The 23,582-nt window shown below is 72.8% G+C and carries 27 protein-coding genes and 1 tRNA gene; 9 read left to right on the forward strand and 19 right to left on the reverse strand.

Going from position 1 to position 23,582, the window contains the following annotated elements; all coding sequences use genetic code 11:
- The first annotated feature begins 15 nt into the window (after positions 1-15).
- Positions 16-1,863, forward strand: a complete 1,848-nt coding sequence (locus tag EV383_RS00955) for a hypothetical protein (RefSeq protein ID WP_130288151.1) — start codon at positions 16-18, stop codon at positions 1,861-1,863.
- Positions 1,864-1,975: 112 nt separating this feature from the next.
- Positions 1,976-2,578: a DUF1707 SHOCT-like domain-containing protein gene (locus tag EV383_RS00960; protein WP_130288152.1), complete on the forward strand. Its 603-nt coding sequence runs from the start codon at positions 1,976-1,978 to the stop codon at positions 2,576-2,578.
- A gap of 49 nt (positions 2,579-2,627) precedes the next feature.
- Here the strand turns inward: EV383_RS00960 and EV383_RS00965 are convergent, their stop codons facing one another.
- The 4 genes from EV383_RS00965 to EV383_RS00980 are packed head-to-tail and all read right to left on the reverse strand — an operon-like array spanning position 2,628 to position 5,288.
- Positions 2,628-3,407 (reverse strand): ABC transporter permease, encoded by a 780-nt coding sequence (locus tag EV383_RS00965; RefSeq protein WP_130288153.1) that lies wholly within the window; start codon positions 3,405-3,407, stop codon positions 2,628-2,630.
- The gene (locus EV383_RS00970) at positions 3,404-4,276 is read right to left on the reverse strand and encodes an ABC transporter ATP-binding protein (RefSeq protein WP_130288154.1); all 873 of its coding nucleotides are present in this window, start codon (positions 4,274-4,276) and stop codon (positions 3,404-3,406) included. The genes EV383_RS00965 and EV383_RS00970 overlap by 4 nt, the downstream gene beginning before the upstream one ends.
- A complete protein-coding gene (locus tag EV383_RS00975; protein WP_130288155.1) occupies positions 4,273-4,650 on the reverse strand; it encodes a transcriptional regulator in 378 nt (125 codons plus the stop codon). The genes EV383_RS00970 and EV383_RS00975 overlap by 4 nt, the downstream gene beginning before the upstream one ends.
- Positions 4,647-5,288, reverse strand: coding sequence for a hypothetical protein (locus tag EV383_RS00980; protein WP_165438170.1), 642 nt, complete (start codon positions 5,286-5,288; stop codon positions 4,647-4,649). Before EV383_RS00980 ends, EV383_RS00975 begins: the two co-directional genes overlap by 4 nt.
- A 115-nt stretch (positions 5,289-5,403) precedes the next feature.
- Between EV383_RS00980 and EV383_RS00985 the strand changes: the two genes are divergently transcribed.
- Positions 5,404-5,817, forward strand: coding sequence for a GtrA family protein (locus EV383_RS00985; protein ID WP_242622833.1), 414 nt, complete (start codon positions 5,404-5,406; stop codon positions 5,815-5,817).
- 183 nt (positions 5,818-6,000) lie between these two features.
- On the opposite strand, the gene glfT1 is transcribed toward EV383_RS00985, so the two are convergent.
- The 5 genes from glfT1 to EV383_RS01010 form a co-directional block, all read right to left on the reverse strand.
- The gene (glfT1, locus tag EV383_RS00990; RefSeq protein ID WP_278044805.1) at positions 6,001-6,936 is read right to left on the reverse strand and encodes a galactofuranosyltransferase GlfT1; all 936 of its coding nucleotides are present in this window, start codon (positions 6,934-6,936) and stop codon (positions 6,001-6,003) included.
- Positions 6,933-7,697, reverse strand: a complete 765-nt coding sequence (gene wzt / locus EV383_RS00995; RefSeq protein ID WP_130288158.1) for a galactan export ABC transporter ATP-binding subunit Wzt/RfbE — start codon at positions 7,695-7,697, stop codon at positions 6,933-6,935. Before wzt ends, glfT1 begins: the two co-directional genes overlap by 4 nt.
- Positions 7,698-7,704: 7 nt before the next feature.
- On the reverse strand, positions 7,705-8,520 hold the full coding sequence (gene wzm / locus EV383_RS01000; RefSeq protein ID WP_130293684.1) for a galactan export ABC transporter permease subunit Wzm/RfbD: 816 nt from the start codon (positions 8,518-8,520) through the stop codon (positions 7,705-7,707).
- 169 nt (positions 8,521-8,689) lie between these two features.
- On the reverse strand, positions 8,690-9,250 hold the full coding sequence (locus EV383_RS01005; protein WP_130288159.1) for a bacterial proteasome activator family protein: 561 nt from the start codon (positions 9,248-9,250) through the stop codon (positions 8,690-8,692).
- A 97-nt stretch (positions 9,251-9,347) separates the two neighbouring features.
- Positions 9,348-10,340 (reverse strand): NAD(P)H-quinone oxidoreductase, encoded by a 993-nt coding sequence (locus tag EV383_RS01010; RefSeq protein ID WP_130288160.1) that lies wholly within the window; start codon positions 10,338-10,340, stop codon positions 9,348-9,350.
- Between the two features lie 54 nt (positions 10,341-10,394).
- On the opposite strand from EV383_RS01010, the gene EV383_RS01015 reads away from it, so the two are divergent.
- Entirely contained in the window at positions 10,395-11,189 is a 795-nt protein-coding gene (locus tag EV383_RS01015) for a GNAT family N-acetyltransferase (RefSeq protein ID WP_130288161.1), read from the forward strand.
- A gap of 76 nt (positions 11,190-11,265) precedes the next feature.
- On the opposite strand, the gene EV383_RS01020 is transcribed toward EV383_RS01015, so the two are convergent.
- Both EV383_RS01020 and EV383_RS01025 read right to left on the reverse strand, forming a co-directional pair.
- Positions 11,266-11,892 (reverse strand): VC0807 family protein, encoded by a 627-nt coding sequence (locus EV383_RS01020; RefSeq protein WP_130288162.1) that lies wholly within the window; start codon positions 11,890-11,892, stop codon positions 11,266-11,268.
- 29 nt (positions 11,893-11,921) lie between these two features.
- Positions 11,922-12,869 carry an alpha/beta fold hydrolase gene (locus EV383_RS01025; protein WP_130288163.1) on the reverse strand — a complete coding sequence of 316 codons (948 nt, stop codon included), beginning with the start codon at positions 12,867-12,869 and terminating at the stop codon, positions 11,922-11,924.
- 87 nt (positions 12,870-12,956) lie between these two features.
- Between EV383_RS01025 and EV383_RS01030 the strand changes: the two genes are divergently transcribed.
- On the forward strand, positions 12,957-13,550 hold the full coding sequence (locus EV383_RS01030) for a TetR/AcrR family transcriptional regulator (RefSeq protein WP_130288164.1): 594 nt from the start codon (positions 12,957-12,959) through the stop codon (positions 13,548-13,550).
- Positions 13,551-13,644: 94 nt separating this feature from the next.
- On the opposite strand, the gene ypfJ is transcribed toward EV383_RS01030, so the two are convergent.
- Entirely contained in the window at positions 13,645-14,592 is a 948-nt protein-coding gene (gene ypfJ, locus EV383_RS01035; RefSeq protein WP_130288165.1) for a KPN_02809 family neutral zinc metallopeptidase, read from the reverse strand.
- 123 nt (positions 14,593-14,715) lie between these two features.
- Between ypfJ and EV383_RS01040 the strand changes: the two genes are divergently transcribed.
- A tRNA-Ser gene (locus tag EV383_RS01040) sits at positions 14,716-14,803 on the forward strand.
- Between the two features lie 120 nt (positions 14,804-14,923).
- Here EV383_RS01040 and EV383_RS01045 read toward each other — a convergent pair.
- The 3 genes from EV383_RS01045 to EV383_RS01055 all read right to left on the reverse strand — a co-directional run bounded on the left by EV383_RS01045 (position 14,924) and on the right by EV383_RS01055 (position 18,251).
- Positions 14,924-16,582, reverse strand: a complete 1,659-nt coding sequence (locus tag EV383_RS01045; RefSeq protein ID WP_130288166.1) for an ATP-binding cassette domain-containing protein — start codon at positions 16,580-16,582, stop codon at positions 14,924-14,926.
- Positions 16,583-16,935: 353 nt separating this feature from the next.
- Positions 16,936-17,628: a YqeB family protein gene (locus EV383_RS01050; protein WP_207223397.1), complete on the reverse strand. Its 693-nt coding sequence runs from the start codon at positions 17,626-17,628 to the stop codon at positions 16,936-16,938.
- On the reverse strand, positions 17,625-18,251 hold the full coding sequence (locus tag EV383_RS01055) for a TetR/AcrR family transcriptional regulator (protein ID WP_130288167.1): 627 nt from the start codon (positions 18,249-18,251) through the stop codon (positions 17,625-17,627). The genes EV383_RS01050 and EV383_RS01055 overlap by 4 nt, the downstream gene beginning before the upstream one ends.
- A gap of 71 nt (positions 18,252-18,322) precedes the next feature.
- Between EV383_RS01055 and tsaA the strand changes: the two genes are divergently transcribed.
- Positions 18,323-18,724 carry a tRNA (N6-threonylcarbamoyladenosine(37)-N6)-methyltransferase TrmO gene (tsaA, locus tag EV383_RS01060; protein ID WP_130288168.1) on the forward strand — a complete coding sequence of 134 codons (402 nt, stop codon included), beginning with the start codon at positions 18,323-18,325 and terminating at the stop codon, positions 18,722-18,724.
- 3 nt (positions 18,725-18,727) lie between these two features.
- Here the strand turns inward: tsaA and EV383_RS01065 are convergent, their stop codons facing one another.
- Together EV383_RS01065 and EV383_RS01070 are read right to left on the reverse strand one after the other, a co-directional pair.
- Positions 18,728-19,342 carry a hypothetical protein gene (locus tag EV383_RS01065; RefSeq protein ID WP_130288169.1) on the reverse strand — a complete coding sequence of 205 codons (615 nt, stop codon included), beginning with the start codon at positions 19,340-19,342 and terminating at the stop codon, positions 18,728-18,730.
- Positions 19,343-19,421: 79 nt separating this feature from the next.
- Positions 19,422-19,988 (reverse strand): CGNR zinc finger domain-containing protein, encoded by a 567-nt coding sequence (locus EV383_RS01070; RefSeq protein ID WP_130288170.1) that lies wholly within the window; start codon positions 19,986-19,988, stop codon positions 19,422-19,424.
- 55 nt (positions 19,989-20,043) lie between these two features.
- Here EV383_RS01070 and EV383_RS01075 point away from each other — a divergent pair, with 55 nt between their 5' ends.
- The gene (locus EV383_RS01075; RefSeq protein WP_242622834.1) at positions 20,044-20,877 is read left to right on the forward strand and encodes a class I SAM-dependent methyltransferase; all 834 of its coding nucleotides are present in this window, start codon (positions 20,044-20,046) and stop codon (positions 20,875-20,877) included.
- A gap of 20 nt (positions 20,878-20,897) precedes the next feature.
- On the opposite strand, the gene EV383_RS01080 is transcribed toward EV383_RS01075, so the two are convergent.
- Entirely contained in the window at positions 20,898-21,731 is an 834-nt protein-coding gene (locus EV383_RS01080) for an oxygenase MpaB family protein (protein ID WP_130288171.1), read from the reverse strand.
- 123 nt (positions 21,732-21,854) lie between these two features.
- Here EV383_RS01080 and EV383_RS01085 point away from each other — a divergent pair, with 123 nt between their 5' ends.
- On the forward strand, positions 21,855-22,250 hold the full coding sequence (locus tag EV383_RS01085; RefSeq protein WP_130288172.1) for a YccF domain-containing protein: 396 nt from the start codon (positions 21,855-21,857) through the stop codon (positions 22,248-22,250).
- 73 nt (positions 22,251-22,323) lie between these two features.
- Here EV383_RS01085 and EV383_RS01090 read toward each other — a convergent pair whose 3' ends face one another.
- Positions 22,324-23,580, reverse strand: a complete 1,257-nt coding sequence (locus EV383_RS01090) for a M18 family aminopeptidase (protein WP_207223398.1) — start codon at positions 23,578-23,580, stop codon at positions 22,324-22,326.
- Between the last annotated feature and the right edge of the window lie 2 nt (positions 23,581-23,582).

Here is a 23,582-nt window from a genome sequence, read left to right on the forward strand (position 1 = left end):
TGGGACGCTGATCCGGTGCTGGACGTGACCGGGCCCGGCGAGACGCGCCGTCCCCGCCACGCCCGCGACGAGCCCGACACCCCCGAGATCGGGATCGCCCCGGTGCGCACGCGCCGCGCGTGGCGGCCGTACCTGCTCCTCGCGGGGCTCTATCTCGTGGCGTCGCTGGCGCTGCAGCACCGGGCGCTCGGGTCGTTCTCCTCGGTCCTGATCGGGCGCGTCACCGCGGACGCCGACATGTTCGCGTGGTGGCTCAACTGGCTGCCGTGGGCGGTCGGAAACGGGCAGAACCCGCTGGTCAGCGACTACATCCACTACCCGCTCGGGGTGAACGCGCTGTGGAACACCAGCGTGCCGTTGCTGGCCGCGCTGCTCTCCCCTGTGACGCTGACGGCCGGTGCGACCGCGGCGTACAACACCGGGATCGTGCTCGGTCCGGTCGTCTCCGGGCTCGCGCTGGCCTGCGCGCTGCGCCCGTACGTCCGCTCCGCCGGGCTGCGCGGGTGGACGGCCCGCGGCCTCGCCGGCGCGCTGTACGCGTTCAGCCCGTTCCACCTCGCGCACGCCGTGGCCGGGCACCTGAACCTGGTCTGGTCGGTGCTGCCGCCGGTCCTGCTCCTTCTGGCCCACCACCTGTTCGCCCGTCCCGTGGCTCGCCCGTGGCGGGCGGGAGCCGTCACCGGTCTGGTCCTCGTCGCGCAGCTCGTGCTCTACACCCAGGCCCTGGCCATCGGCGTGATCTTCCTGGTCGTCACCGCCGTCGTGCTCGCGCTGCGGTGGCCGCGGCGCGTGCGCCCGGCGCTGCCCGGCCTGACCCGCGCCGCGGTGTCCTGCATCGGTGTGTTCGCCGTGGTCGGGGCCTACCCGCTGTGGCTGATCCTGGCCGGTCCGGTGCGGCCCCGGTCGGCCATCCGCAACGTCGACGCGACCGGCGCCGACCTGGCCAACATCGTGGTCCCGACCCGGATGACGGCCGTCGGCCCGGCTCCCGGCGGGCTCGCCGACGAGCTCACCGGGCACATCGGCGAGCAGGGCGGGTACGTCGGGATCGCGATGCTCGCGCTGGTCGTGGTCGCCGTGCTGGTCGTGCGGTCGTCGGCCCTGCGGATCGCCGCCGCGGTCGGGGCCATCGCCTGGGTCTGCTCTCTCGGCACCGGCGTCGTCCTGCTCGGCGAGTATCCGGGCGTCCCGCTGCCGTGGGAGGCCGTCACGGTCGTCCCGCTCCTCTCGGAGATCGAGCCGGTGCGGATCCAGGTCGTCGTGGCGCTGTGCGTCGCCGCCGTCGTCGCGCTGTGGATCGACCGGCTGCCCGAGGTCGCGCCGCGCGGCTGGGTCCGGACGGCGGCGCTCGTGCTCTCCGGGTTCGCGCTGGTGTCCTGGCTGCCCGGCGACACCCAGGAGGTGCAGCCGGCGACCGTCCCCGCCCTGTTCGCCGACCCCGGTGACGCGTTCCGCCCCGGCGACGTCGCCGAGATCCACCCGCGGCTGACCGCGGCCTGGGACGACGGCGCCCAGGGCTCGCGCTGGCAGGTCGCCTCGGGCATGGCCTTCAAGACCGCCGGCGGCTACTTCATCGCCTCGGACGCCGAGAGCTCGCTGGTCATCGAGTCGCCGTGGAACCGGTACCAGGTCGGGGCGCAGTGGGTCGCCGACGGCAAGAACGACCCGAGCGAGCGCTACACCGCCCAGGCGGCGGGCGACCTGCGACGCCTGGGCGTCACCGTCGTCGCGGTGGCACCCGACGACGGCGAGCCCCCCGACCCGCGCGTCCTGGACTGGACGCGCCGGGTCACCGGCGACACAGGCCGTCTCACCGGCGACGTCTGGCTCTTCCGCCCGGCGGCCGCGGGCCCGAGCGGCTGACGCCGCGCGGCACGGGCGGCTGACGCCGCCCGTGCGCGGATATCGCTGCTCCGGCGACGATCTCCGAGGGTGGGACGGTGAGCGCGACGGCGGTGGCGATTACCCTGCTCAGGTGGACGCGCAGCCCTCATCCGGTGACCGGCGGGAGATCAGGATCTCGCACGCCGACCGCGAGCGTGCCGCCGAACGGCTGCAGCGGGCGTTGTCCGAGGGCCGGATCACGCTGGGCGAGCTGGAGGAACGGCTCGCCGTCGTCTACGCCGCCCGGTTCGGCGCGGACCTGGTCCCGCCGCTGGCCGACCTCCCCGGTGACCCGCTGGACCTGCGCACCGAGCAGCTCTCCACCCCGGTCGGCCCACCGACCGTGCTGCGCGGCGGGATGGGCTCGCTGCGCCGCGTCGGGAACTGGGAGGTGCCGGCCCGCCTGCGGGTGCAGAGCTCGATGGGCTCGGTCGTGCTCGACTTCTGCGACGCGACGCTCTCCCACCCCGTCATCGAGGTGGAGCTGCAGCTCGGCGCCGGCTCGGCGCGCCTGCTCGTCCCGGACGACGCCACCGCCGACCTCGACGAGATGGTGACGGCGATGGGCTCGGTCCGCACCAAGGTCTCCGGCCGCGCCGCCCAGGGCCACCCGCACTTCCGCGTCTACGGCCGCGCGGGCATGGGCTCGGTGACGGTCCGCCGCCGCTATCACTTCGCCGGCCGCCACTTCTGAGCTCCGGCCACCCCCTCGTGCGGCCGGCCGCGAAGACGGAAGCGGGGGCTCAGCGGAACCGGCGGCCCTCGTCGCGGCGCAGGGCCCAGATCGCGAGGACGGCGGTCGCGGCGGTCCAGACGGCGAACGTGACCAGGGCCAGGACCTTCGGGTCGGCACCGGTCGTCGCCCAGACCACCAGCTCGCGGGCACCGCGCGAGGGCAACAGCGACGACAGCACGTCGAGCCAGCGCGGGAACAGCTCCGGCGGGAACAGCAGCCCGCCCGCGAACGCGACCGGGAAGAACACCAGCTGCACCACCGGCAGCGCGGCCTTCACCGGGAGCGCGTAGCCCAGCGCCAGGCCACCGAGCAGGAACGGTAGGGCGCCGACCATCAGCGCGAGCACCCCGAGGCCCAGGCCGGCCGCCGTCACGGTGGCCGGGGTGAACAGCGCCCCCACGACGATCACCGGCACCACCGAGACCAGCCCGAACGTGAGCCCGGTGAGCACCCGGGCGGCGATCCGGGACCACGGCGGCGCGGGCAGCGTCCGCAGGTACGGGTCCCAGGCCTTGGCGCGGTCGTCGGCCACCCCGACCCCGAACAGGAACAGGAAGTTGCTCATCAGCCCGAACACGGCCAGCTGCGCGACGGCGTTCGTCGCGGCGCGGGTGTCCTGCCCGTAGTCGAACGGGACCACGAAGAACAACAGCGACAGCGCGGGCAGCAGCGACGAGGTGAGCACCGCGACCGGCGTCCGCAGGTTCTCCAGCACCAGGTAGCGGTAGTGGACGCCGACCGGGGCGGGCCGGCGGGGCGGTGCGACGGTGGCCGTGGGCGCGGTCATCGGGATCCTCCGGTGATCGTCAGGAACGCCTCTTCCAGGGACGCCCGGTGCACCTGCAGGTCGCGGAACCCGACGCCGCTGAGCACCAGCTCGCGGACCAGGGCGTCGGCGTCGGGGGTGTGCAGCTCCCAGCGGTCGCCGTCCCGGTCGGTGCGGGTGACGCCGGTGAGCTCGGGCAGCGACGCCGCCCGGAACGTGACCCGGTTGCCGTGCACGACGCCCCGGACGTCGTCGACGGCGCCGTCGGCCACGATCCGCCCGCCCGCCAGGACGACGATGCGCTGCGCCAGGGACTCGATCTCGTCGAGGTAGTGGCTGGTCAGCAGCACGGTCCCGCCCTCGGCGTGGAACGAGCGCACCCCGGCCCAGAGGGCGTGGCGGCCCTCGGTGTCGAGCCCGGTCGTCGGCTCGTCGAGGAGCACCAGACGTGGACGTCCGACGAACGCCAGCGCGACGGCGAGGCGCCGCTTCTGGCCGCCCGAGAGCCCGCCGGTCTGGCGCTGCACCAGCCCGGTCAGCCCGAAGCGCTCCAGCAGCTCGCCCGCCGGCACCGCGTCCGGGAAGTGCGCGGCCACGAACCGCACCACCTCGCCGACCCGCAGGGCCTCCGGCAACCCGGTCTCCTGCGGCGTCATCCCGAGGTGGACCCGGTTCGCCGCGTCCCGGGGCGAGCCGCCGAACAGCGAGACCGTGCCGGAGTCCGGGCGGCGCAGCCCCGCGACCAGCGCGATCAGCGTGGACTTGCCCGCCCCGTTCGGGCCGAGCAGCCCGGTCATCGAGCCGGCCTCGACCTCGAGGTCGAGGTGGTCGAGCGCGACCGTGCCGCCGTAGCTGCGGCTGACGTCGTCGAGCCGGATAGGTGGGGTCATCGCCGGGTCCCGTTCTCCGCGGCGTCCCGGTCGGCGCCGAGCCCGTCCGTGCCGACCGGGTCGCCGGTCGCCGCATCCGGTGCGAGGAGCGAGCGCAGTGCGGCGGTGTAGTCCTCGAACGCGCGCCGCCCGGCCCGGGTGAGCTCGGCGTAGGTGACCGGGGTCCGTCGCTCGTGTGCCTTGGTGATCACGACGTACCCGGCCTCCTCGAGCTTGCGCAGGTGGGTCGAGAGGTTGCCCGCGGTCATGTCGAGCAGCTCCTGCAGCCGCGGGAACGTGATCCGGTCGCCCTCGCAGAGGGTCGCGAGCGTCGCGGTCACCCGGAGCCGGGCCTGTGCGTGGATGACGGGATCGAGCTGCGGCACCCCGGTCACCGTCGACCCCTCCGCGCCATCTCCATGCCGCCGACGACGAGCATGCCGCCCCCGGCCCCGATGCCGAAGACCAGCGTGTTCACCGGGAAGCCGACGAACACCGAGATCACCCCGACCGCGACGATCCACAGCCCCAGGACGTAGTTCGGCACGTGTCCCCAGATCGCCCCGGCCGCCGAGTAGAGAGCGCCGACCACCAGCGCGAAGATCGCCGGCACCAGCACCGACATCTGGACGTCGGTCAGACCGAGGGTCGAGGCCGCGGCCCCGATGAAGACGCCGACGAGGGTCATGATGATCGGCCAGCTCAGGCCGTAGAGCATGCCCTGACGGGCCGAGTCCCCGGTGACCCCGCGCCCCGACCGGATCCCGACCCAGGCGGACGCGCCACCGGCCACCAGGAGGACCGCGGCGCCGACGAACCCGGCGGTCGTACCGCCGATCACGTCGGTCGAGTTCAGATAGGCGAGGACGCCGATCAGGACCCAGGCCACCCCCCAGAACAGGAAGAACAGAGCGGTCTCCGGGGCGAGCTGTGCGTTCACCTTCGCCTGCTGGCTGCGGATGATGTCCATCGCGTCGGCCGGGCTGCCCGGCCGGTCCTCGTCGAGCGTGGTCGGTTCGGGTCGGTCGGTCATCGGTTCCCCCAAAGTGGTCTGCACTGACAGCTACTTTGTACCGCAAAGTTGTTGGCGAGTCCAGGGACGGTGGGTCCGCCCGGGGCGTCGAGGCACCCGGCGCTACCCTCGACCGGTGACGGCCACCGAGGCAGCACCCGAGAAGTCCGGTCTGCTCCAGCAGATCGTCCGGTTCGTCGCCGTCGGCGTCGTGGCCGCCGTGGTCGACTTCGGCGTCTACCACCTGCTGCTGCACCTGGGCCTGCCCGTGCCGGTGTCCAAGGGGATCAGCTTCATCCTCGGTACGACGACGGCCTACCTGCTCAACCGGAAGTTCACGTTCAACGACACCGGTGGTGGACGCGGTCGCTTCGCCGGCTTCGTGGCGCTCTACGCCGTCACGTTCGCGGTGAACATCGGGGTGAACTCGGCGGCGCTGGCGTTGCTGCCGACGATCGCGTTCGCGACCACGATCGCCTGGGTGATCGCCCAGGGCACCGCGACCGTCATCAACTTCGTGATGCTGCGGACGGTCGTCTTCCGCTCCTGAGCTCGCCCTGGACAGCCGGTCGCGGCACCGGCCGGCCTGCGCGGCCGCGGAACGTCGAGCGTCACGAAATGGTGTCCGGACGACCATTTCGTGACGCCCGAGCGTTCGGTCGAAGCGGACCAGCCCTGTGACGGCGGTCGGCCGGCACGGTGCGGGGCTGTGCGGGCCGATGACGGATCGCGGTCAGGGGGCGCGCTGGAAGTGCTCGTCGCGTCCCTGCTTGAGCAGCTTCAACCACCTCCGGAACGCCGCCGGGTCCTTGCGCGTGACCAGGAAGTACCAGGCGAACCGGGGGATCTCCAGCAGCCCGATCCGGCGCATCCCCGGCTGGCTCATCAGGTACCCGCGGTTGCGGTAGGTGTAGTAGCGCTTGACCGGGTCCTCGGGGTCCTGCGCGTGCAGCCGCCCGCCGAGCATCGGCTTGAACTCGCCGGACCCGTAGGGGTGCAGATAGGTCGCGTTCAGCGCGGTGCCGAACGCCAGCCCGGAGCGGGCCATCCGGCGGTGCATCTCGACCTCGTCGCCGCGCACGAACAGCCGCAGGTCCGGCACGCCGACGACCTCCAGCGTGGACGCGCGGAACAGTGCGCCGTTGAAGAAGCTCGCGATGCCGGGCAGGAGCTCGGTGTCGGAACTGCCGCCGGCGCCGTCGGCGGCCATGAGAGCTGTGCGGGTCCGGTGCCAGGTCAGGCCGCGGCGCAGTGGGAACGCCAGCCGGTCCGGCTCCGCCTTGTCCGCGACGACCGGGGACACCGCGGCGAGGTCGCGGCGCTGTGCGAGGTCGAGCAGCGTGGCCAGGGCGGTCTCGTCGCCGGCGTGCCCGTCGTCGTCGCCGAGGAAGACCCAGTCCGCACCCAGGGCGAGCGCGTGCAGCATGCCGAGGGCGAACCCGCCGGCGCCGCCGAGGTTGTTCCAGGACGGCAGCCAGGTCGTCGGCAGGTCGCAGGCCTCGACCGCCTCGCGGGCGGGCTGGTCGGGCCCGTTGTCGACGACGATCAGGTGCGCGATCGGGTGAGTCTGCTTGGCCATCGCCGTCAGCGAGTCGACCAGCATGTCGCTGCGGTGCCGGGTGACGATCACGCCGACGACCGATCCCGGTGGCAGCGGAGCCGTGCTCACGCGGGGTCCTCCAGCGGGCGACGGCCCTTGTAGTGGTCCAGCACGTCGTGCAGCGGCCCGAACTCCTTGATCTGCCCGTGCTCCATCCACAGCGCGGTGTCGCACAGGTCGGCCAGGAACTCGTCGGAGTGCGAGGCGAAGACCAGGATCCCCGAGCGCGCCACCAGCTCGTTGAGGCGTCCGCGCGCCTTGGCCAGGAACTCCGCGTCGACGGCGCCGATGCCCTCGTCGAGCAGCAGGATCTCGGGGTCGATGCTGGTCACGACGCCGAGGGCGAGCCGCACCCGCATGCCGGTGGAGTAGGCGCGCAGCGGCATCGACAGGTAGTCGCCGAGCTCGGTGAACTCCGCGATGTCCTCGAGCCGGGCCTCCATCTGCTTGCGGGTCATGCCCAGGAACAGCCCGCGGATGATGATGTTCTCCCGGCCGGAGATCTCCGGGTCCATCCCGACGGCCAGGTCGAAGATCGGCGCGACCTTGCCCCGGACGACGGCGCGGCCGCGGGTCGGCTCGTAGATGCCGGCCATCAGGCGCAGCAGCGTCGACTTGCCGGCGCCGTTGTGCCCGACGAGCGCGACCCGGTCGCCCTTGGTCAGCGACAGGTTGATCTCGCGCAGCGCCTCGATGATCGGCACCTTGGACTCGGTGCCGATCCGGCCTCCGGCGCGGCCGAGCACCGACTTCTTCAGCGACCGCGTCTTGGCGTCGAAGATCGGGAAGTCGACGGCGGCGTCGTCGAGCGTGATGCGGGGTTCGTTCATGGTCGTCTCACACCCAGTAGGCGACGCGGGAGCGGTAGTTGCGCAGGCAGACCAGCGCGGCGGCCCAGCCGACGACGGTGATCACGCCGGCCACGATCCAGTAGCGCCACACGATCTCCTGGCCGAGCAGCGGCTGGCGGAGGATCTCCAGGAAGTGGAACACGGGGTTGAGCTCCACCAGGTTGGCCCGTTCCCGCGCGGCCTCGTTGTCCGAGAGGATGTCGATCGACCAGACGATCGGGGTCAGGTAGAAGACCAGCTGGGTGACGCTGGCGATGATCGGCGGGATGTCGCGGAACCGGGTGGCCAGGATGCCGGACAGGATCGCGACCCACGCCCCGTTGATCATCAGCAGGGCGAACGCGGGGATCGCCAGCAGCAGCGACCAGCCCAGCGGGTGCGGGAAGACGAACATCAGCACGACCCACACCACGAGGTTGTGTGCGAAGAACAGCGTCTGGCGCCACACCAGGCGGTAGATGTGCAGCGTCAGGGGCGCGGGGAGGAACTTGATCAGTCCCTCGTTGGCGATGAAGACCTCGCTGCCCTCGAGGATGCACCCCGAGACGAAGTTCCAGATCAGCAGGCCGACGGCGACGTGCGGCAGGAACTCCGCGATGTCGACCTTGAACAACGCCGAGTAGAGGATGCCCAGCCCGAGCGCGATGACGCCCATGCTGATGCTGATCCAGAGCGGCCCGAGCACCGAGCGGCGGTAGCGCTGCTTGATGTCCTGCCAGCCCAGATACCCCCACAGCGGACGCTGCTGCCAGCCCGCCGCGATGTCCGCGAACGCCCGCTTCCAGCTGCGCGAACCGGACATCTCGATCGCGGACGCGCCATCGCGCGCCTCGCTGTCGCTCACCGTCACGGCCACTCCGCGAGGGTACTCATCGACATCGTGACGACGACGACGGCGTGCGCCTTCGCGTCACCGGGATGCGTGGGTGACCACGCCGCCCGATCCGCCGGGTCCGCCCCGGTGATCGCGTTCAGAGGTACTGACCGGTGCCTCGGCCGAGACCCTCCGGGACGCCCTGGTCCGGCTGGCCGCCGCCGGCGCCCGGCGGAAGGCCGCGTCGCATCTGCTCCAACTGCGCGCGAGCTGCCATCTGCTGGGCGAACAGCGCGGTCTGGATGCCGTGGAACAGGCCCTCCAGCCAGCCCACGAGCTGGGCCTGCGCGATCCGCAGCTCCCCTTCCGACGGCACGCTGTCGGCGGTGAACGGCAGACTCAGGCGCTGCAGCTCCTCGCGCAGCTCCGGAGCCAGGCCCTCCTCGAGCTCCTTGACCGAGTTCTCGTGGATCTCGCGCAGACGCTCGCGGGAGGCCTCGTCCAGCGGCGCCGCCCGGACCTCCTCCAGCAGCTGCTTGATCATGGTGCCGATCCGCATGACCTTCGCGGGCTGCTCGACCATGCTGCCCAGTCCCTGCTCGTCGGCCTGCTCGGGGTCCCCGGACGGCACGCGTGCCATCCCGACCGGACGCCCGTCGGCTCCGACCACCATGACCTGCTCGCCGGACTCGCCCTGTCCATCACTCATGGCGCCCATTCTGGCCCCGTCACCGATCCCGCGCTGCGGCACCCGTGCGCCTCCGGTGCCCGTGCGCGGACATCACCGCTCCAGCAGCGATATCCGCGCACGAGGGTCAGGCGTCGGGGTTGACCAGGAGGAGCTTGCCGACGACGCCGCCCTCGTCCAGGCGGCGGTGGGCGTCGGCGGCGTCGGCCATCGAGAACCGCTCGTGCGTGATCGGGTGGACCCGGCCGTCGGCGATCATCGGCCAGACGTTGTCGCGGACCTCGGCGACGACGCGGGCCTTGGAGTTCGGCCCCTCGACCGGACGTCCGCGCAGGCCCATCGCCGTCACGCTCGTGCGCTTGGACAGCAGCTTCCCGAGGTTGATCTCGGCCTTCACCCCGCCCTGCATGCCGATGATCAGCAGCCGGCCGTCGAACGCGAGCGCGGTGAGGTTGTTGTCCAGGCCCTTGGCGCCCATGTTGTCGAGGATGACGTCCGCGCCGTGGCCGTCGGTGGCCTTCTTCAGCTCCTCGGCGATGTCGTCGTGGTAGTCGATCGCGATGTCCGCGCCCAGGTCGCGGCAGGTCTGCAGGCGGTCCGCGTGCCCGGCGGTCGCGGCGACCCGCGCGCCGATCGCCTTCGCGACCTGGATCGCGTGCGTGCCGATCCCGCTGCTGCCGCCCTGGATCAGGAACGTCTCGCCGGCGCTGAGATGCCCGGCCATGACGATGTTCGACCAGACCGTGCACGCCACCTCCGGCAGCCCGCCGGCCGTCTCGAGGTCGACGCCGCCGGGAACGGGGAGGACCTGCACCGACGGCACCGCGACCTTCTGTGCGTACCCACCACCGGCCAGCAGCGCGCAAACCTCGTCGCCGACCTTCCAGGTGGTCACGCCCTCGCCGAGTGCGCTGATCCGCCCGGCGCACTCCAGGCCCAGGATCTCCGACGCCCCCGGCGGAACCGGGTAGTTGCCCTCGCGCTGGAGCAGGTCGGCCCGGTTCACCGCGGACGCCACGACGTCGATGACGACCTCGCCCGCCTTCGGCTGCGGGTCGTCGACCTCGGACCAGCTCATGTTCTCCGGGCCGCCGGACTCCGCCATCGTGATCGCGTACATGGGACGTGACGGTATTGCGTCGCCCGGGTCGTCGCGATCCGGCACGCTGCGGTGATGGCGACACCGGACGCGACGGCCCGCACGCCCGACGCCCCGCCGGTGGCCGACGCCCCGCCCACGGCCGACGCCCCGCCCACGGCCGGCGCCCCGCCCACGCCGGACGTGACGTGGCACCCGCGCCCGGCGGACGGCCCGGCCCTCCCGGAGCCGTGGCCCCAGCGCCACCTCGTGCTGCGCACCCCGCGCCTGGAGCTGCGTCCCGACGACGACGCGTCGCTCCTCGAGCTCGTCGCGCTCGTCCACGACGGCATCCACCCGGCGTCGACGATGCCGTTCCAGCAGGCGTGGACCGACGCCGAACCGGCCTACCTGGGCCGCGGGATGCTGCAGTACTTCTGGTCCGAGCGGGCCGCGGTCTCGCCGGAGCGGTGGTCGCTGCACCTCGTCGTGCGCCACGACGGCGCGGTGGCCGGCATCCAGAGCCTGACGGCGTCGCGCTTCGGCGTGCTGCGCGAGGTCGCCACCGGGTCCTACCTGGGACGACGGTTCCAGGGACGGGGCCTGGGCACCGAGATGCGCGCCGCCGTCCTGGCGTTCGCGTTCGACCACCTCGGTGCGGTCTCGGCCCGGTCGGAGTACCTGGAGGGCAGCGTCGCGTCCCGCCGGATCTCCGAACGCCTCGGCTACCGCGACGACGGCACCGCCCGGATCGCGCCCCGTGACGAGCCGGTGGTGCAGCAGCGGGTGGTCCTGGACCGGTCCGGCTTCACCCGCCCGGCCTGGACCCTGCAGGTCGACGGCTACACCCCCGACCTGGCCGGCCTCCTGGCCGCGGCCCCGCCGGCCTGATCCGACCTCACACGCCGTCGGTGCACCTCACAGGCCGTGGACGACGTGTGAGGTGCACCGAACCGGTGTGAGGTAGTCAGGCGAAGATCAGCTCCCGGTTGCCGGGGCGGCGCAGGTACAGCTGGGTCACGACCTGCAGGACGACGAGCAGCGGGAGCCACTGCACCGCGTGCAGGGCCGGGACCACGTCGATCGGGAGCGTGTAGGCCCACAGCACCCGCAGGACGGCGTCGACGAGCAGGCCCGCGCCCCACAGCACGGTGACCGCGCGCCAGATCCGGCGGAACCGCGCCGAGCCCGACCACCGCCCGTCCCAGGCCACGGCGTCGTGCCCGCTCCGCGCCAGGACCACCCGGCCGATCGCGTACATCGCTGGTCGTGCGGACGCGGCCGTCGCCAGCATCACGAGCCCGAGCGCGGCGGTGATCGCGCCGTCGCGGGCCAGCAGGAACCGTTCGCTGCCGGTGACCAGCGACGTCGCCACCGTCGCCGCCACCAACACCAGGACGAGCAGCGCGAACCACTCCAGGCGCCGGTGCCGCACCAGCGACCACAACGCCCGCACCGCCGGGACGACCGCGCCGGCCAGCAGCGCCGGGGTCGGCGCGACGCCGAGGGCCCGCAGGCCGTAGTAGACGACGATCGGTGCGACGACGTCGGACAGCACCGTCACGACCAGTTCGCGGCGACCCCCCGGTGCCACGACCTGGTCCGTACTGTTCACCGGGCCGTTCACCGGGTGGCCCGCCGTGCGTCGGCCGCGTCGGCCTGCGCGAGCACGGCCCCGGCGACGGCGTCGGGGAACTCGCCGGTCAGGGCGTGCGAGGCCTGCGCCCAGACCTCCACCCGGACGTCGGGGATCGCCCGTTCCGCCCGCTGCCGGGCGCGCTCGGCGTCGAGCATCACGCTCGTCCCGGCGAGCACGACCAGGACCGGCACCCCGATCCGTGCCAGCTCCGCCTCCGTCGGGTACGACGGGTGCGGCAGTGCCGGGGACCACGCCCGCATCGCGCTGTCGATCACCCGGGCGACCGGATCGTCCAGGTCGGCCTTTCCGTGCCGTCTGCTCGTTCCGCGAGCTCCTCTCGGCTCACCGAGCGCGTCGAGGAACCGCCGCCGCAGCGCCGCCGGGGCGAACGGGAGCGCGCCGACCGACCGCAGCACCGTCGGCAGCGGGATGCGGTCGAGGGTCTGCGCCGGGTCGAACAGGGAGACCGACGCGAGACGTGACCCGTCCCGTACGGCGAGGGCGGTGGCCAGCCAGCCGCCGATCGAGGTCCCGACCAGGTGGACGTCGTGCAGGTCGAGGGACTCCAGCGCCGCACCGAGCCAGCGCGCCTGGTCGTCGGTGGTCCGGATCGGGACCCGCTGCATGCTCGCGCCCGGACCGCCGAGGATGTCGAGGACGTACACGGTCCGGTGCGCGGCCAGCCCGGCGAGGTTCGGCGCCCACACCGCACCCGGCGAGGCCGCACCCGGCAGCAGCACCAGAGGTGCCCCGCCCGCGCTGTCGCCCGCGCCGGAGGTGACGGCGCCGCCGAACCGGTACGCCCGGACCGTGCCGAACGGCGTGTTCGCGTCGGCGACCGCGTCCGGGGCCGGCATCAGAGCCATCGCCGCGGCGTAGTCGCGCTGGAACCGTTCCCGTCCGTCGGAGCTCGTGAAGTGCCCGACCCGCATGGCGTCCTCCCTCGGTTGCGATACGATCGGACTGTAAAAGTATGCCGAGGCTTTTGCAAGCCGATCGGATCGTGAAAGGGGGAGTCGGTGCCGCGGATCGTCGACCACGGGCAACGCCGGGGAGAGATCGCCGAGGCGCTCTGGCGGATCGCCGCCCGGGAGGGCCTGGAGACGGTCAGCCTGAGCCGGGTGGCGCAGGAGGCGGGCGTGTCCAAGGGGCGCGTCCAGCACTACTTCGCCTCGCGCGAGGAGCTGCTGGGCTTCACCGCGACGTTGTTGCAGCAGCGGGTCGACGCCCGCGTCCGGGCGCAGCTCGCGCGGGTCACCTCCGACGAGCCGCTCGACGTCGTGCGGGCACTCCTGGCCGGGATCCTCCCGCTGGACGACGAGAGCCGGACCGACGCCCTGGTCGGGTCCGCGTTCTTCGTCCGCGCCGTCGCCGACCCGCAGCTGTGCGAGACCTACCGGGCCGGCAACCGCCTGATGCGCGACGTGCTCACCGAGAAGCTCGCGCACGCCCGGGACGTCGGGCGGATCGCCGCCGACGTCGACCCGGCACACGAGTCGACCGTCCTGTTCGCCCTGGCCGGCGGGCTGGGGGAGTCGATCCTCGTCGGCGACCACACCGCCGGGTCGGCGCTGTCCGTCGTGGACCGCCAGCTGGCCCGGCTGTCGACCTGACGCCGGCGCCGCGCGGAACCCGGCACACACCTGCTTCACCTCACACACGCCTCCCGGGGCATGTGCGAGAAGGAGAACGTGTGGGGGAGGGAGATCAGCCCAGGTTGCGGGTGGCGAACGTGTCGCAGCGGGCCGGGTCGCCGGACCGGATGCCCGTGGTGAACCACTTCTCGCGCTGTGCCGAGCTGCCGTGCGAGAACTGCGACTCGTCGACCTGGCCGCCGCCCAGGTTGGTCTGGATGTAGTCGTCGCCGATCTTGGCCGCGGTGTCCAGGGCGGCGTCGACGTCCTCCTGGGTCAGCTCGGTGATCAACGGGCTGCCGCTGGCGCCCGGCGTCGTCGTGGCGTGGTTGGCCCATACCCCGGCGTAGCAGTCGGCCTGCAGCTCCAGGCGGACCGAACCCGACGTCGGGCCGGTGTCGTTGCCGACGCGGCGGTTGGTCCCGAGGACGTTCTGGATGTGGTGGCCGTACTCGTGTGCGATCACGTAGGCCTGCGCGAACGGCCCGCCCTGGGTACCGAACCGCGAGGTCAGCTCGTCGAAGAACGACAGGTCGATGTAGATCTCGGAGTCGGCGGGGCAGTAGAACGGCCCGGTGTCCGACGTCGCGCTGCCGCAGCCGCCGGTGTTGACGCCGCCGTCGAAGAAGTTCGTCCGCGGCCGCTCGAACGTGGTGCCGGAGCGGGCGAGCGAGTCCGACCAGTAGCTGTCCAGGGAGTTGAGGACGGCGACGACCTGGCAGTCGGTCGAGTTGTTCGCCGACGCTCCGGTGCGGCAGCTCTGCTGGAGCTGGCTGCTGTCCGCGGGCTGCCCGGCCGAGACGTTGCTCAGCCCGCCGTAGCCGCCACCCGCGTCGATACCGCCCAGATCCACCCCCGCGAACTGGGAGAGGACGAAGTAGAGGATCAGGCCGACGACGCCGAGCCCGCCACCACCGGCCGCGACCCGGCCGCCGATGCCGCCACCGCCGCCGCCCCCACCGGAGCCGCGGAGATCGTCGACCCCCGACGTGTCCAGCTGGGCGTTCTCGTCGAACCGCATTCTGGCCTCCCCGCATGTCCGCGAAGATCCCACCACACTCCCGCCGGCTCCCGGCGTCAGCCCGGCCGTGATCGACCCGGAGAGGTGATCCCGGGGCGGGAGGGAGCGACTACGCTGCCGGGCGGAAGCGTGGCAGAGCGGCCGAATGCACTCGCCTTGAAAGCGAGCGTCACGAAAGTGACCGGGGGTTCGAATCCCCCCGCTTCCGCCACGCGACGCCCGGGCCGACGGCGCCCGATCGGCACGCCATGATCAATTCTTGTGGGATGTTCGGTGCCACGGGTGGCACCGAACATCCCACAGAGATCGATCATCAAGGCACGGCGCCCGGCTACGACGTCCCGGCCGAGCAGCAGGCGGGGTTCAGTCCGATCTGCTCCCACGACCCGAGGTCGCGCCGGAGCCGGCGGTCGTGGGTGGAGACCACTACGGCCGCGTCGGTGGCCCGGAGGGCCTCCGTGAGCTCGTCGACGAGGGCGATCGACAGATGGTTCGTCGGCTCGTCGAGCAGGAGCACGTGCGGCCGTGACGCGAGCGCCGTCGCGAGGTCGAGACGTCGTTGTTGCCCCATGGAGAGTTCTCGGAGGGGCCTGTTCGCGTCGACGGGCGGGAGCAGACCGAGAGAGTTCAGCGAGACGGTGTCGGACTCGGCGAGGACGCCGTCGCTGACGAGCCGGCCCAGATGGGCGGCGAACACGTCCCGGGCGCGGCGGGCCCCGGCGCGCGGTGACTCCTGCGTCAGCAGCTGCACCCGGGCCGTGCGGGCGGTGCGCACCGCCCCGGTGGTCGGCTCGAGCCGGCCGGCCAGTACCGACAGCAGCGTCGACTTGCCCGCGCCGTTGGGCCCGGTGACCAGCAGCCGCGAGCCAGAGTCGAGCGCGACCGTGACGGGCCGGTCGAGACGTCCGGGGACGGTCACCTCCTCGACACCGACCAGCGTCACGCCGGGGCGAACCGGCAGGTCCGGCATCCGGAACCGTTGCGGCGGCGGAGGCATGGTGACGGCGTGCCCGGCCAGGTCCTCACGCCGCCGGTGCACGGACCGGACGAGCGCGGGCGCGCGCGTCGCCCGCTGGTGCTTGCCGGTGCCCTTGTCCGGGCGCCATCCGGTGACGAGTCTGTTCTGCGCCTCGGACAGGTCCTGGGTCAGGCGGGCGTGTTCGGCCTGCTGCTGCTCGTACTCGGCCGCCCAGCGCGCCCGCTCGGCGCGTCGTCCCTCCTGGTAGCCGGCGAACCCTCCGCCGTAGACGCGGGGCAGGCCGTCGCGGCTCGGGTCGAGATCGAGCACGGTCGTGGCGACGTCGGAGAGCAGGGCACGGTCGTGGCTGACGAGCACCACGCCGCCCCGGTGGCCGCGGAGCTGGTCGGTCAGGAAGTCCAGACCGGCGGCGTCGAGGTGGTTCGTGGGCTCGTCGAGCAGCAGGAAGTCGTGCGCGGCGCCGAGCAGGCAGGCCAGACGGACGCGGTAGCGCTGCCCGACCGACAGCTCGGCCAGGAGCCGCGACCGGTCGGTGACGGCACCGAGGTTCTCCAGCGCGAGGTCGACGCGCCGGTCGGCGTCCCACGCGTCCAGCGACTCCGCGGCGTCCAGGGCGGCCGCGTACTCCTCGGCCGCACCCGGTCGTTCCTCGGCGAGTCCCCGGGTGCCGAGGTCGAGCGCCGCCAGGGCGGCGCGGGCGTCGGCGAGCTCGACGTCGACCAGGTCGCCGACGGTGCGACGGCCGCCGGAGTCCATCTCCTGTTCCGCGACGCCGATCGTGCCGATGCGGTGGACGGTCCCGGCGTCCGGGACGAGCGCGCCGGAGAGAACGTGCAGCAACGTCGACTTGCCGCGACCGTTCTCGCCGACGACGCCCCACCGCGAGTGCGGGGTGACGGTCATGTCGACGCCGGCGAGAACCGTCCGGCCGCCGCGGTCGATGCGGACGCCGGTCGCCGTCAGTTGGGCCCGCTCTCCGGCGGGCAGTGGACAGGCAGGGGTGAGTGGCATGGCTCCTCCGAGCAGAGCTCCGCCCCGGAGTGGTCACGAGGGGATGCGGGAGCTCCGCGAGCTGACGGGAGACCCGGAACGGGTCCGTGCAGACGTCAGCGACCCGCGGCCACACGTCGTGCAGGGGCGGGCGCTCGGGTACCGGTCAGAGGTACAGGGGGAGTTGCACGTCGACGACGTTAGCAGCCGGGCCGGCGTGATCCGACTGCTTTCCGCGGCCCGGTCGGCACTGCCACCACTCGTCGACGACGGGCGCAGGTTCCCGCCGCTCGGACGGGTGCAGCTCGGCGTAGCGCTCCGTGAACGACACGGACGATCCGGACATTCGTCGAGACTGCCACCCGGGACGTCGCTCAGGAACGCGCCACCCGGTACTCCTGCTTCCCGTCCCGGTCCCGCACCACGATCCCCAGCGCACGCAGGCGGTCCTGCGCATCACCGACGGCGCCGGACTGCCCGTCCTTCAGTGCCCGGGCCCGGCGTCGGAGCAGTTCGTGGGTGGTCGCGTCGAGGTCGGGATGGCCGTCGACCCAGCGCGTGAACTGCGCGTCGTGCGGGTCGGCGGCACCGCGCCAGGGGTAGCCGAACCGCTCGAAGGCCTCCTGCACCTGCGTCCAGGACAGGTCCGAGGCCTTGTTGCGTGCCAGCTCGGTGGTGCGGGCGTCGAGGAGCACGAGGTCCTTGCCGTCGCGGAAGACGGCGTCCACGCGTTCGCGGGGCAGGTAGTGCTCGGCGCCGTCCTGGGTGAGGCCGACGTGGTCGCGGTCGACCGTCAGGACCAGGCTCTCCTTGATCGCCTGCTGCGCCACGTAGATGCCGGCGGCGACGCCGAGCAACGTCGTCACCAGCACCGCCCATCCGGTCGGGAGCTGCGCCAGGATCCTCAGCGGGCCGGGTGCGGAGTCGACCGTGGACAGCATCCAGCGCACCAGCGGTGCGACCACGAAGCCCAGGCCGAACCCGGCGATCGGCGTGCCGATCCGGAACAGCCACGGCCACACTCCGGGCAGCGCCAGCGTGACGGGCCGGTCGTCGGTGGTCGTCATGGTGTTTCCCCCTCGGTGTCGTGCGGTGCGCTCGTCGCGGGCGGCGTTCGCAGGAAGGCGGTCACGATCCGGTGCAGCATCGGCCGGGGGTCTCGGTCCGGGTCGGCGCTGAGAAAGGCACCGTCGACGATCGACTGGACCCAGCCCGCGGCCTCGGTGGCGTCGAGCGACGGGTCGACGACGCCGGCCGCCCGCCCGCGGTCGATGTGCGCGGCCAGGCCTGCGACGACCAGGTCGTTCGTCTCCATCACCACGCGGTCCAGCTCCGGATCCCGGCCGAACTGGCGGATCAGCTCGACGACCAGGCCCTGCGTGGCCGGATCCTGGATGTCGGTGGCCATCTCGTCGACGATCGCGAGGACGGCGGCGATCGGGTCGGTCACCCCGGCGTGGCGTTCGATCATCGCGCGGGATCCGGCGAGGTCGGCCTCGAAGATCGAGCGGAAGACGGCGCGCTTGTCGGTGAAGTAGTAGAAGACGCTGCCCGAGCTCAGGCCGGTTGCTCGGGCGATGTCGGCTGCCGTCGTGCCCTCGAAACCCTTCGTCGCGAAGAGGCCCGCCGCGGCGTCGCTGATCGCCGTGCGTCGCGCCTCGGTCAGTGCGGGGTCGGTCGTCCGTGCCACGACGGCGAGCGTACCTGATTTACTGATCGATCAGTCAGTTAATTATTGGATACGGCCGCTAGCCTGGGGGAATGGAGCTACGACCGGTGGCCCGGGTGGAGTCCCCGCTGCGCGAGCGCGCGGAGGCGCCGAAGCAGGGCGACGAGGGCGCGCCGGAGGCCTGGCTGGTGTTCGACGCCGACGTCGCCGCGGCGATGGCGGACCTGCGCGCCGGCGACGACGCCCTCGTCCTGACCTGGCTCGACCGCGCCGACCGGAGCGTGCTCACGGTGCGTCCGCGCAGCGACCCGTCGCGGCCGGAGACAGGCGTCTTCAGCACGCGGTCGCCGGACCGGCCGAACCCGATCGGGCTGCATCGGGTGCGGGTGCTGGAGGTCGACGGCCTGCGGGTGCGGGTCGGTGACCTGGAGGCGATCGACGGGACGCCGGTCGTCGACGTCAAGCGGGTGCTGGAGCGTCCCGGCGACCGGTAGCGGTCAGTGCTCGTGCATCCACGGGTGCGGGTCGCGGCCGGCGCCCATCAGGAACTGGTCGCGCCAGGACACGTGGATCTCCGGCGGGGGCAGCGGCAGCGGCTCGCGGAACCATCCGCGCTCGCGCCACCGCTCCGCCTCCGGCTCGGTCCGCTCCCAGAGGATCTGCGACAGGTCCTCGTGCAGCGGGCAGGCCCGCGAGCCGAGGTTCATCGCGATGTCGTGGGCCAGGAACGAGCGCGCCATCGTGAGCTGCCACAGCAGGTCGGCGACGGTCGTGGTGGAGCCGGAGAGGTCCCTCGCCTCGGCGTCGCCGTCGGTGGCCGCGCGGGCGGCGTCGGCGGCGATCCCGGAGCACCGGACGACGGCGGCGTGCGGGTCGTCGCCGAGGGGGTCCTCGTCGGCGGGGCCGGGGTCCTTACCGGCCAGCAGGGCCGGGACCTGCGCGTCCTCACGGGCCAGGCGCAGGATCGCGGCGCGCATCGTCGACGGCGCGTCGTAGCCGGGGATGTCGAGCAGCGCGGGGAGCTGGATGGTCCATCCCTCGGATCGGATCCGTCCGACGACCTCGTTCAGGACCGGCTGGGCCTTCAGGAACAGCTCCGCTTCGCGGATCATCGTTCGTCTCCTTCGGCGACTCTGCAGGGAGGACGTCATCATCGCCGGTCGGAGCGGGGTTCGGAAAGGGGATCTCCGATCAGGGCTCCCGCCGTCGCGCCCGGAACGCGGCCGCCTTGACGCGGTTCTGGCACGCCGTCGAGCAGAAGCGCTTCGTGCCGTTGCGGGAGACGTCGACGAACACCCGGTCGCACTCCGGCGCCGAGCACACCCCGAGCCGGTCGTGCATCGGGTTGCCCAGCACGACCGCCAGCGCGGTGGCCATCGACGCCGCCCAGCTCCGGGCCCAGCCGGCGTCGGCGGCGTGGAAGTGCAGGTGCCAGGGCCCCTCGCCGTGCCGGGCCAGCACCGGGGCGGCGCCCGTCTCGGCGATCAGCGCGTTCACGGTCGCGCAGGCGGCGTCGAGGTCGCCCGCCTCGACCGCGGCGAACACGGTGTGGAGACGGTCGGTCCAGTCGCGTAGCCGGGCGATCTCCTCGTCGGGGACGGCGCGGTGACGGTGACGGTCGCGCGGGGCGAGCACGTCGTCGAGGCCGGAGTGCCCCTCCGCGGTGTAGCGGCGGCCGCGTTCCCAGCCCGGGGTGAGCAGGTTGACCGCGCCCACGGCGGCCGTCACCACGTCACTGGTGTGACTGTCGAAGTCCACTTGACCAGTCACCTCCTCGTCTCTACCGTCGTCACTGCTGAATACCTTAACGACAGTGACGGAGGAGATCGTGGTCGCACCCGCAGCAGAGATCGACCCGCAGGTGGCCGCCGAGTGGATCGGCCGCTGGGACGCCCAGCAGGAGGGCTACGTCGCCGACCGGGAGGAACGGTTCGCGGTGCTCGCCGACGTCGTCGACGCGGCGGTGCGGGACGTCGCGGAGCCCGTCGTCGTCGACCTGGGGTGCGGCCCGGGGTCGCTGGCCGCGCGCCTGTCCGCGCGGATCCCGCACGCCCGGTTCGTCGGCGTCGACGCCGACCCGCTCCTGGTCGGGCTCGCCCGCGCCCACTACGGCGACGTCGCCACCTGGGTGCTCGCCGATCTGGCCGACGACGCGTGGGCCGACGCGCTCCCGCCGACGATCCACGCCGCCGTCTCCACCACGGCCCTGCACTGGATGGACGCCGATCAGCTCGCCGCGCTCTACCGGACCCTCGCCGCCCGCACCGCTCCCGGTGGAGTGTTCGCGAACGGTGACCACCTCGCCCTGGCCGACGGCGGGCTCACCGCGGTCGCCGACGAGGTGCGGGCCGGGCGGGCCGAACGGGCCCGGGTGCGCGACCGCGAGGACTGGCAGGCCTGGTGGGACGGCATCCTGGCCGATCCGCGGCTGGATGCGGTGACGGCCGGGCGGACCCGTGCCGCGTCCGCGCACCCGGAGCCCGACGAGCAGGCGGGGCCCGAGCAGATCGGCCAGGCCCAGCACCACCACGGCAGCAACCGGCTCTCGGTCACCGACCACGCCGATCTGCTGCGTGCCGCCGGGTACGCCGCGGCCGGCCCGGTCTGGCAGTCGGGTGAGGACCACGTGCTGGTCGGACTGCGCTGACCACCCGCGGTCTGGGGGGATCAGCCGGCGCGGGCGGGGGTGCCCGACGTCGCACGCATGATGCGCCGGGCCTCCTGCACCTCCGGCGGGGCCGGGACGTCCGGGAGGAAGCCGGTGGCGGTGCACAGGGCGCGCAACGCCAGCGAGGTGGTCAGGTCGGTCGTGGGCAGTCCGGGCAGGCCGTACATGCGCCGCGCCCAGCGTGGCAGGGTCGCCATCCCGAGCGAGGCGGCCGTCGAGATCAGCAGTTTCACCGCGGGCGGCATGTCGCCCTTCGGGGCGAACAGGTTGCCGGCGCCGATCCGGGCCTCGTCGCTGAGGTACAGCTCGGGGCGCATCCGGTCGAAGTAGTGGCGCATCTGCGTGACCGTCGACGGCACGACCGCCGGGTCCAGCCCGACGACCTCGGCCGCCCGCACGCTCTCGGCCAGGTACCGCTCGGCCCCGGCGGCGTCGAGCAGACCGGCCCGGCGCGCGATGTCGAGGTACGAGGCGATCTCGCCGCAGTGCACCCACAGCAGGCCGGCCGACTCGTCGATCCGGAACGTCTCGTCGACGTCGGGGTCGTAGCCGCGCAGGCCGGCGTGCAGGCCCCGCACCCGCGCGCCGATCTTCTCGACGTCGGCGGTCGACCCGAACGTCCGGGTGTTGACGAACTCGACCGTCCGCTCGAACCGGGCCCAGGCCTTCTTCGGGTCGAACAACGCCGAGTTCTGGTACGTCCCGCGCATCACCCGGGGGTGCAGCGACTGCAGCAGCAGCGCGCGCATCCCGGCCACCCCGAGCACCGGCTCGAGGTGGACCCGCCAGGTGACCGAGTCCGGCCCGAACAACCCGTGATCGCTGCCGTCCATGTCATGAGCACACCACCGGGTGAACGGATCGGCGAGTCGATCGACGTCCCTCCGGAACATCCCGGGGTCGTGATGGGGCCGAACCCCAGGACCCGGTCGCCCGAATCCGGGCATCATGGACATGTGCGCCTACTGCTGAACCTCATCTGGCTCGTGCTCTGCGGCTTCTGGATGGCTGTGGGCTACGTGCTCGCCGGTCTGGTCGCGTGTGTGCTGATCGTGACGATCCCGTTCGGCATCGCGTCGTTCCGGATCGCGGCCTACGCCCTGTGGCCGTTCGGGCGCGACGTCGTCCGCCGCCCGACCGCGGGCGCGGCGTCGACCATCGGCAACGTCCTGTGGATCGTGTTGTTCGGCTGGTGGCTGGCCCTCGGGCACGTCGTCACCGGCATCGCGCTCTGCGTGACGATCATCGGCATCCCGCTCGGGATCGCCAACTTCAAGCTCATCCCGATCTCGCTGCTGCCGCTGGGCTCGGAGATCGTCGACTCCGACCACTACCTGCCGGCCCGGGTCTGACCTGCTTCTCGCCCGCCCGCAGGTCCTCGACGGCCCACCGTGGTCCGGAACGTCGTCACGGTGACGGCATTCCTCAGACGTCGTCGGAGAGGAACTGGGCTCCCGCGACGGCCAGGTGCGACGGGTCGTCGACGCCGCACAGCTCGCGCGCGGAGTGCATCGACAGCACCGGGATCCCGACGTCGACGGTCCGGATGCCCAGTCGCGTCGCCATGATCGGCCCGACGGTCGTGCCGCAGGGGACCGTGTTGCGCGAGACGAACGTCTGGGTGGGGACGCCGGTGTCGCGGCAGGCCCGCTGCCAGGCCGCCGCGCCGGGGGCGTCGGTGGCGTAGCGCTGCACCGCGTTGACCTTCAGCGACGGGCCGCCGTTGGGGATGGACAGGTGGTCGGTGTCGTGGCGGTCGAGGTAGTTCGGGTGCGCCGCGTGCGTGACGTCCACCGACAGGCAGCGCGAGCGCGCGAACACCGTGCGGCGGGCGTCGAAACCGCCCGCGAGCTGGGTCAGGACCGTCTCCAGCAGCGGCCCGGCCGCGCCGGTGGCGGTGTCGGAGCCGATCTCCTCGTGGTCAAAGCCGACGAACACCGGCACCGTGCCCGGCGCGCGCTCGGTGGCGTCGAGCAGCGCGGTGATGCCGGCGTGCACCGACGCGAGGTTGTCCAGGCGCGGGGCGGCGAGCAGCTCCTCGTTGCGCCCGAGCGTGGACGGCGGGGTGAGGTCGAACGTGACGAGGTCGTGCGCGGCGACCTCGGCGGCGTCGACCCCGGCCCGGTCGGCGAGGAACTCGATCAGCTCGCCGTCGGTGGGCTTGCCGATGCCCCAGACCGGCAACAGGTGACGCTGCGCGTCGAGCGTCAGGCCCTGGTTGACGCTGCGGTCGAGGTGGATGGCCAGCTGCGGGATGCGCAGCAGCGGGCGGTCGATGTGCACCGGCACGACCGAGCCGTCGTAGAGCGCGAGACGCCCGGCGAGGCCGAGGTCGCGGTCGAGCCAGGAGTTCCACAGCGCGCCGCCGTAGACCTCGACGGCGACCTGCCGCCAGCCGGCCGCACCGGTGTCCGGGTTCGGCTTGACCTTGAAGCCGGGGGAGTCGGTGTGCGCGGCGAAGATCCGCAGGGGCGCCGCGCCGGCGACGGCGGGCTGACGCCAGGCCAGGATCGTGCCGTCGCGCACCAGGTAGCGACCGCCGGGGGCGGTGTTCCACTCGGCGTCCTCGGCCTGGGCGGTGAACCCCGCGGCCTCCAGACGCCGGACCGCCTCGGCCACCGCGTGGTACGGCGACGGGCTCGCGGTGACGAAGGAGGCCAGATCGCGCGCTGCGTCATACACCT

Origin of the sequence: Pseudonocardia sediminis (assembly GCF_004217185.1) — a bacterium.
In the GTDB taxonomy this organism is placed as follows: Bacteria; Actinomycetota; Actinomycetes; order Mycobacteriales; family Pseudonocardiaceae; genus Pseudonocardia; species Pseudonocardia sediminis.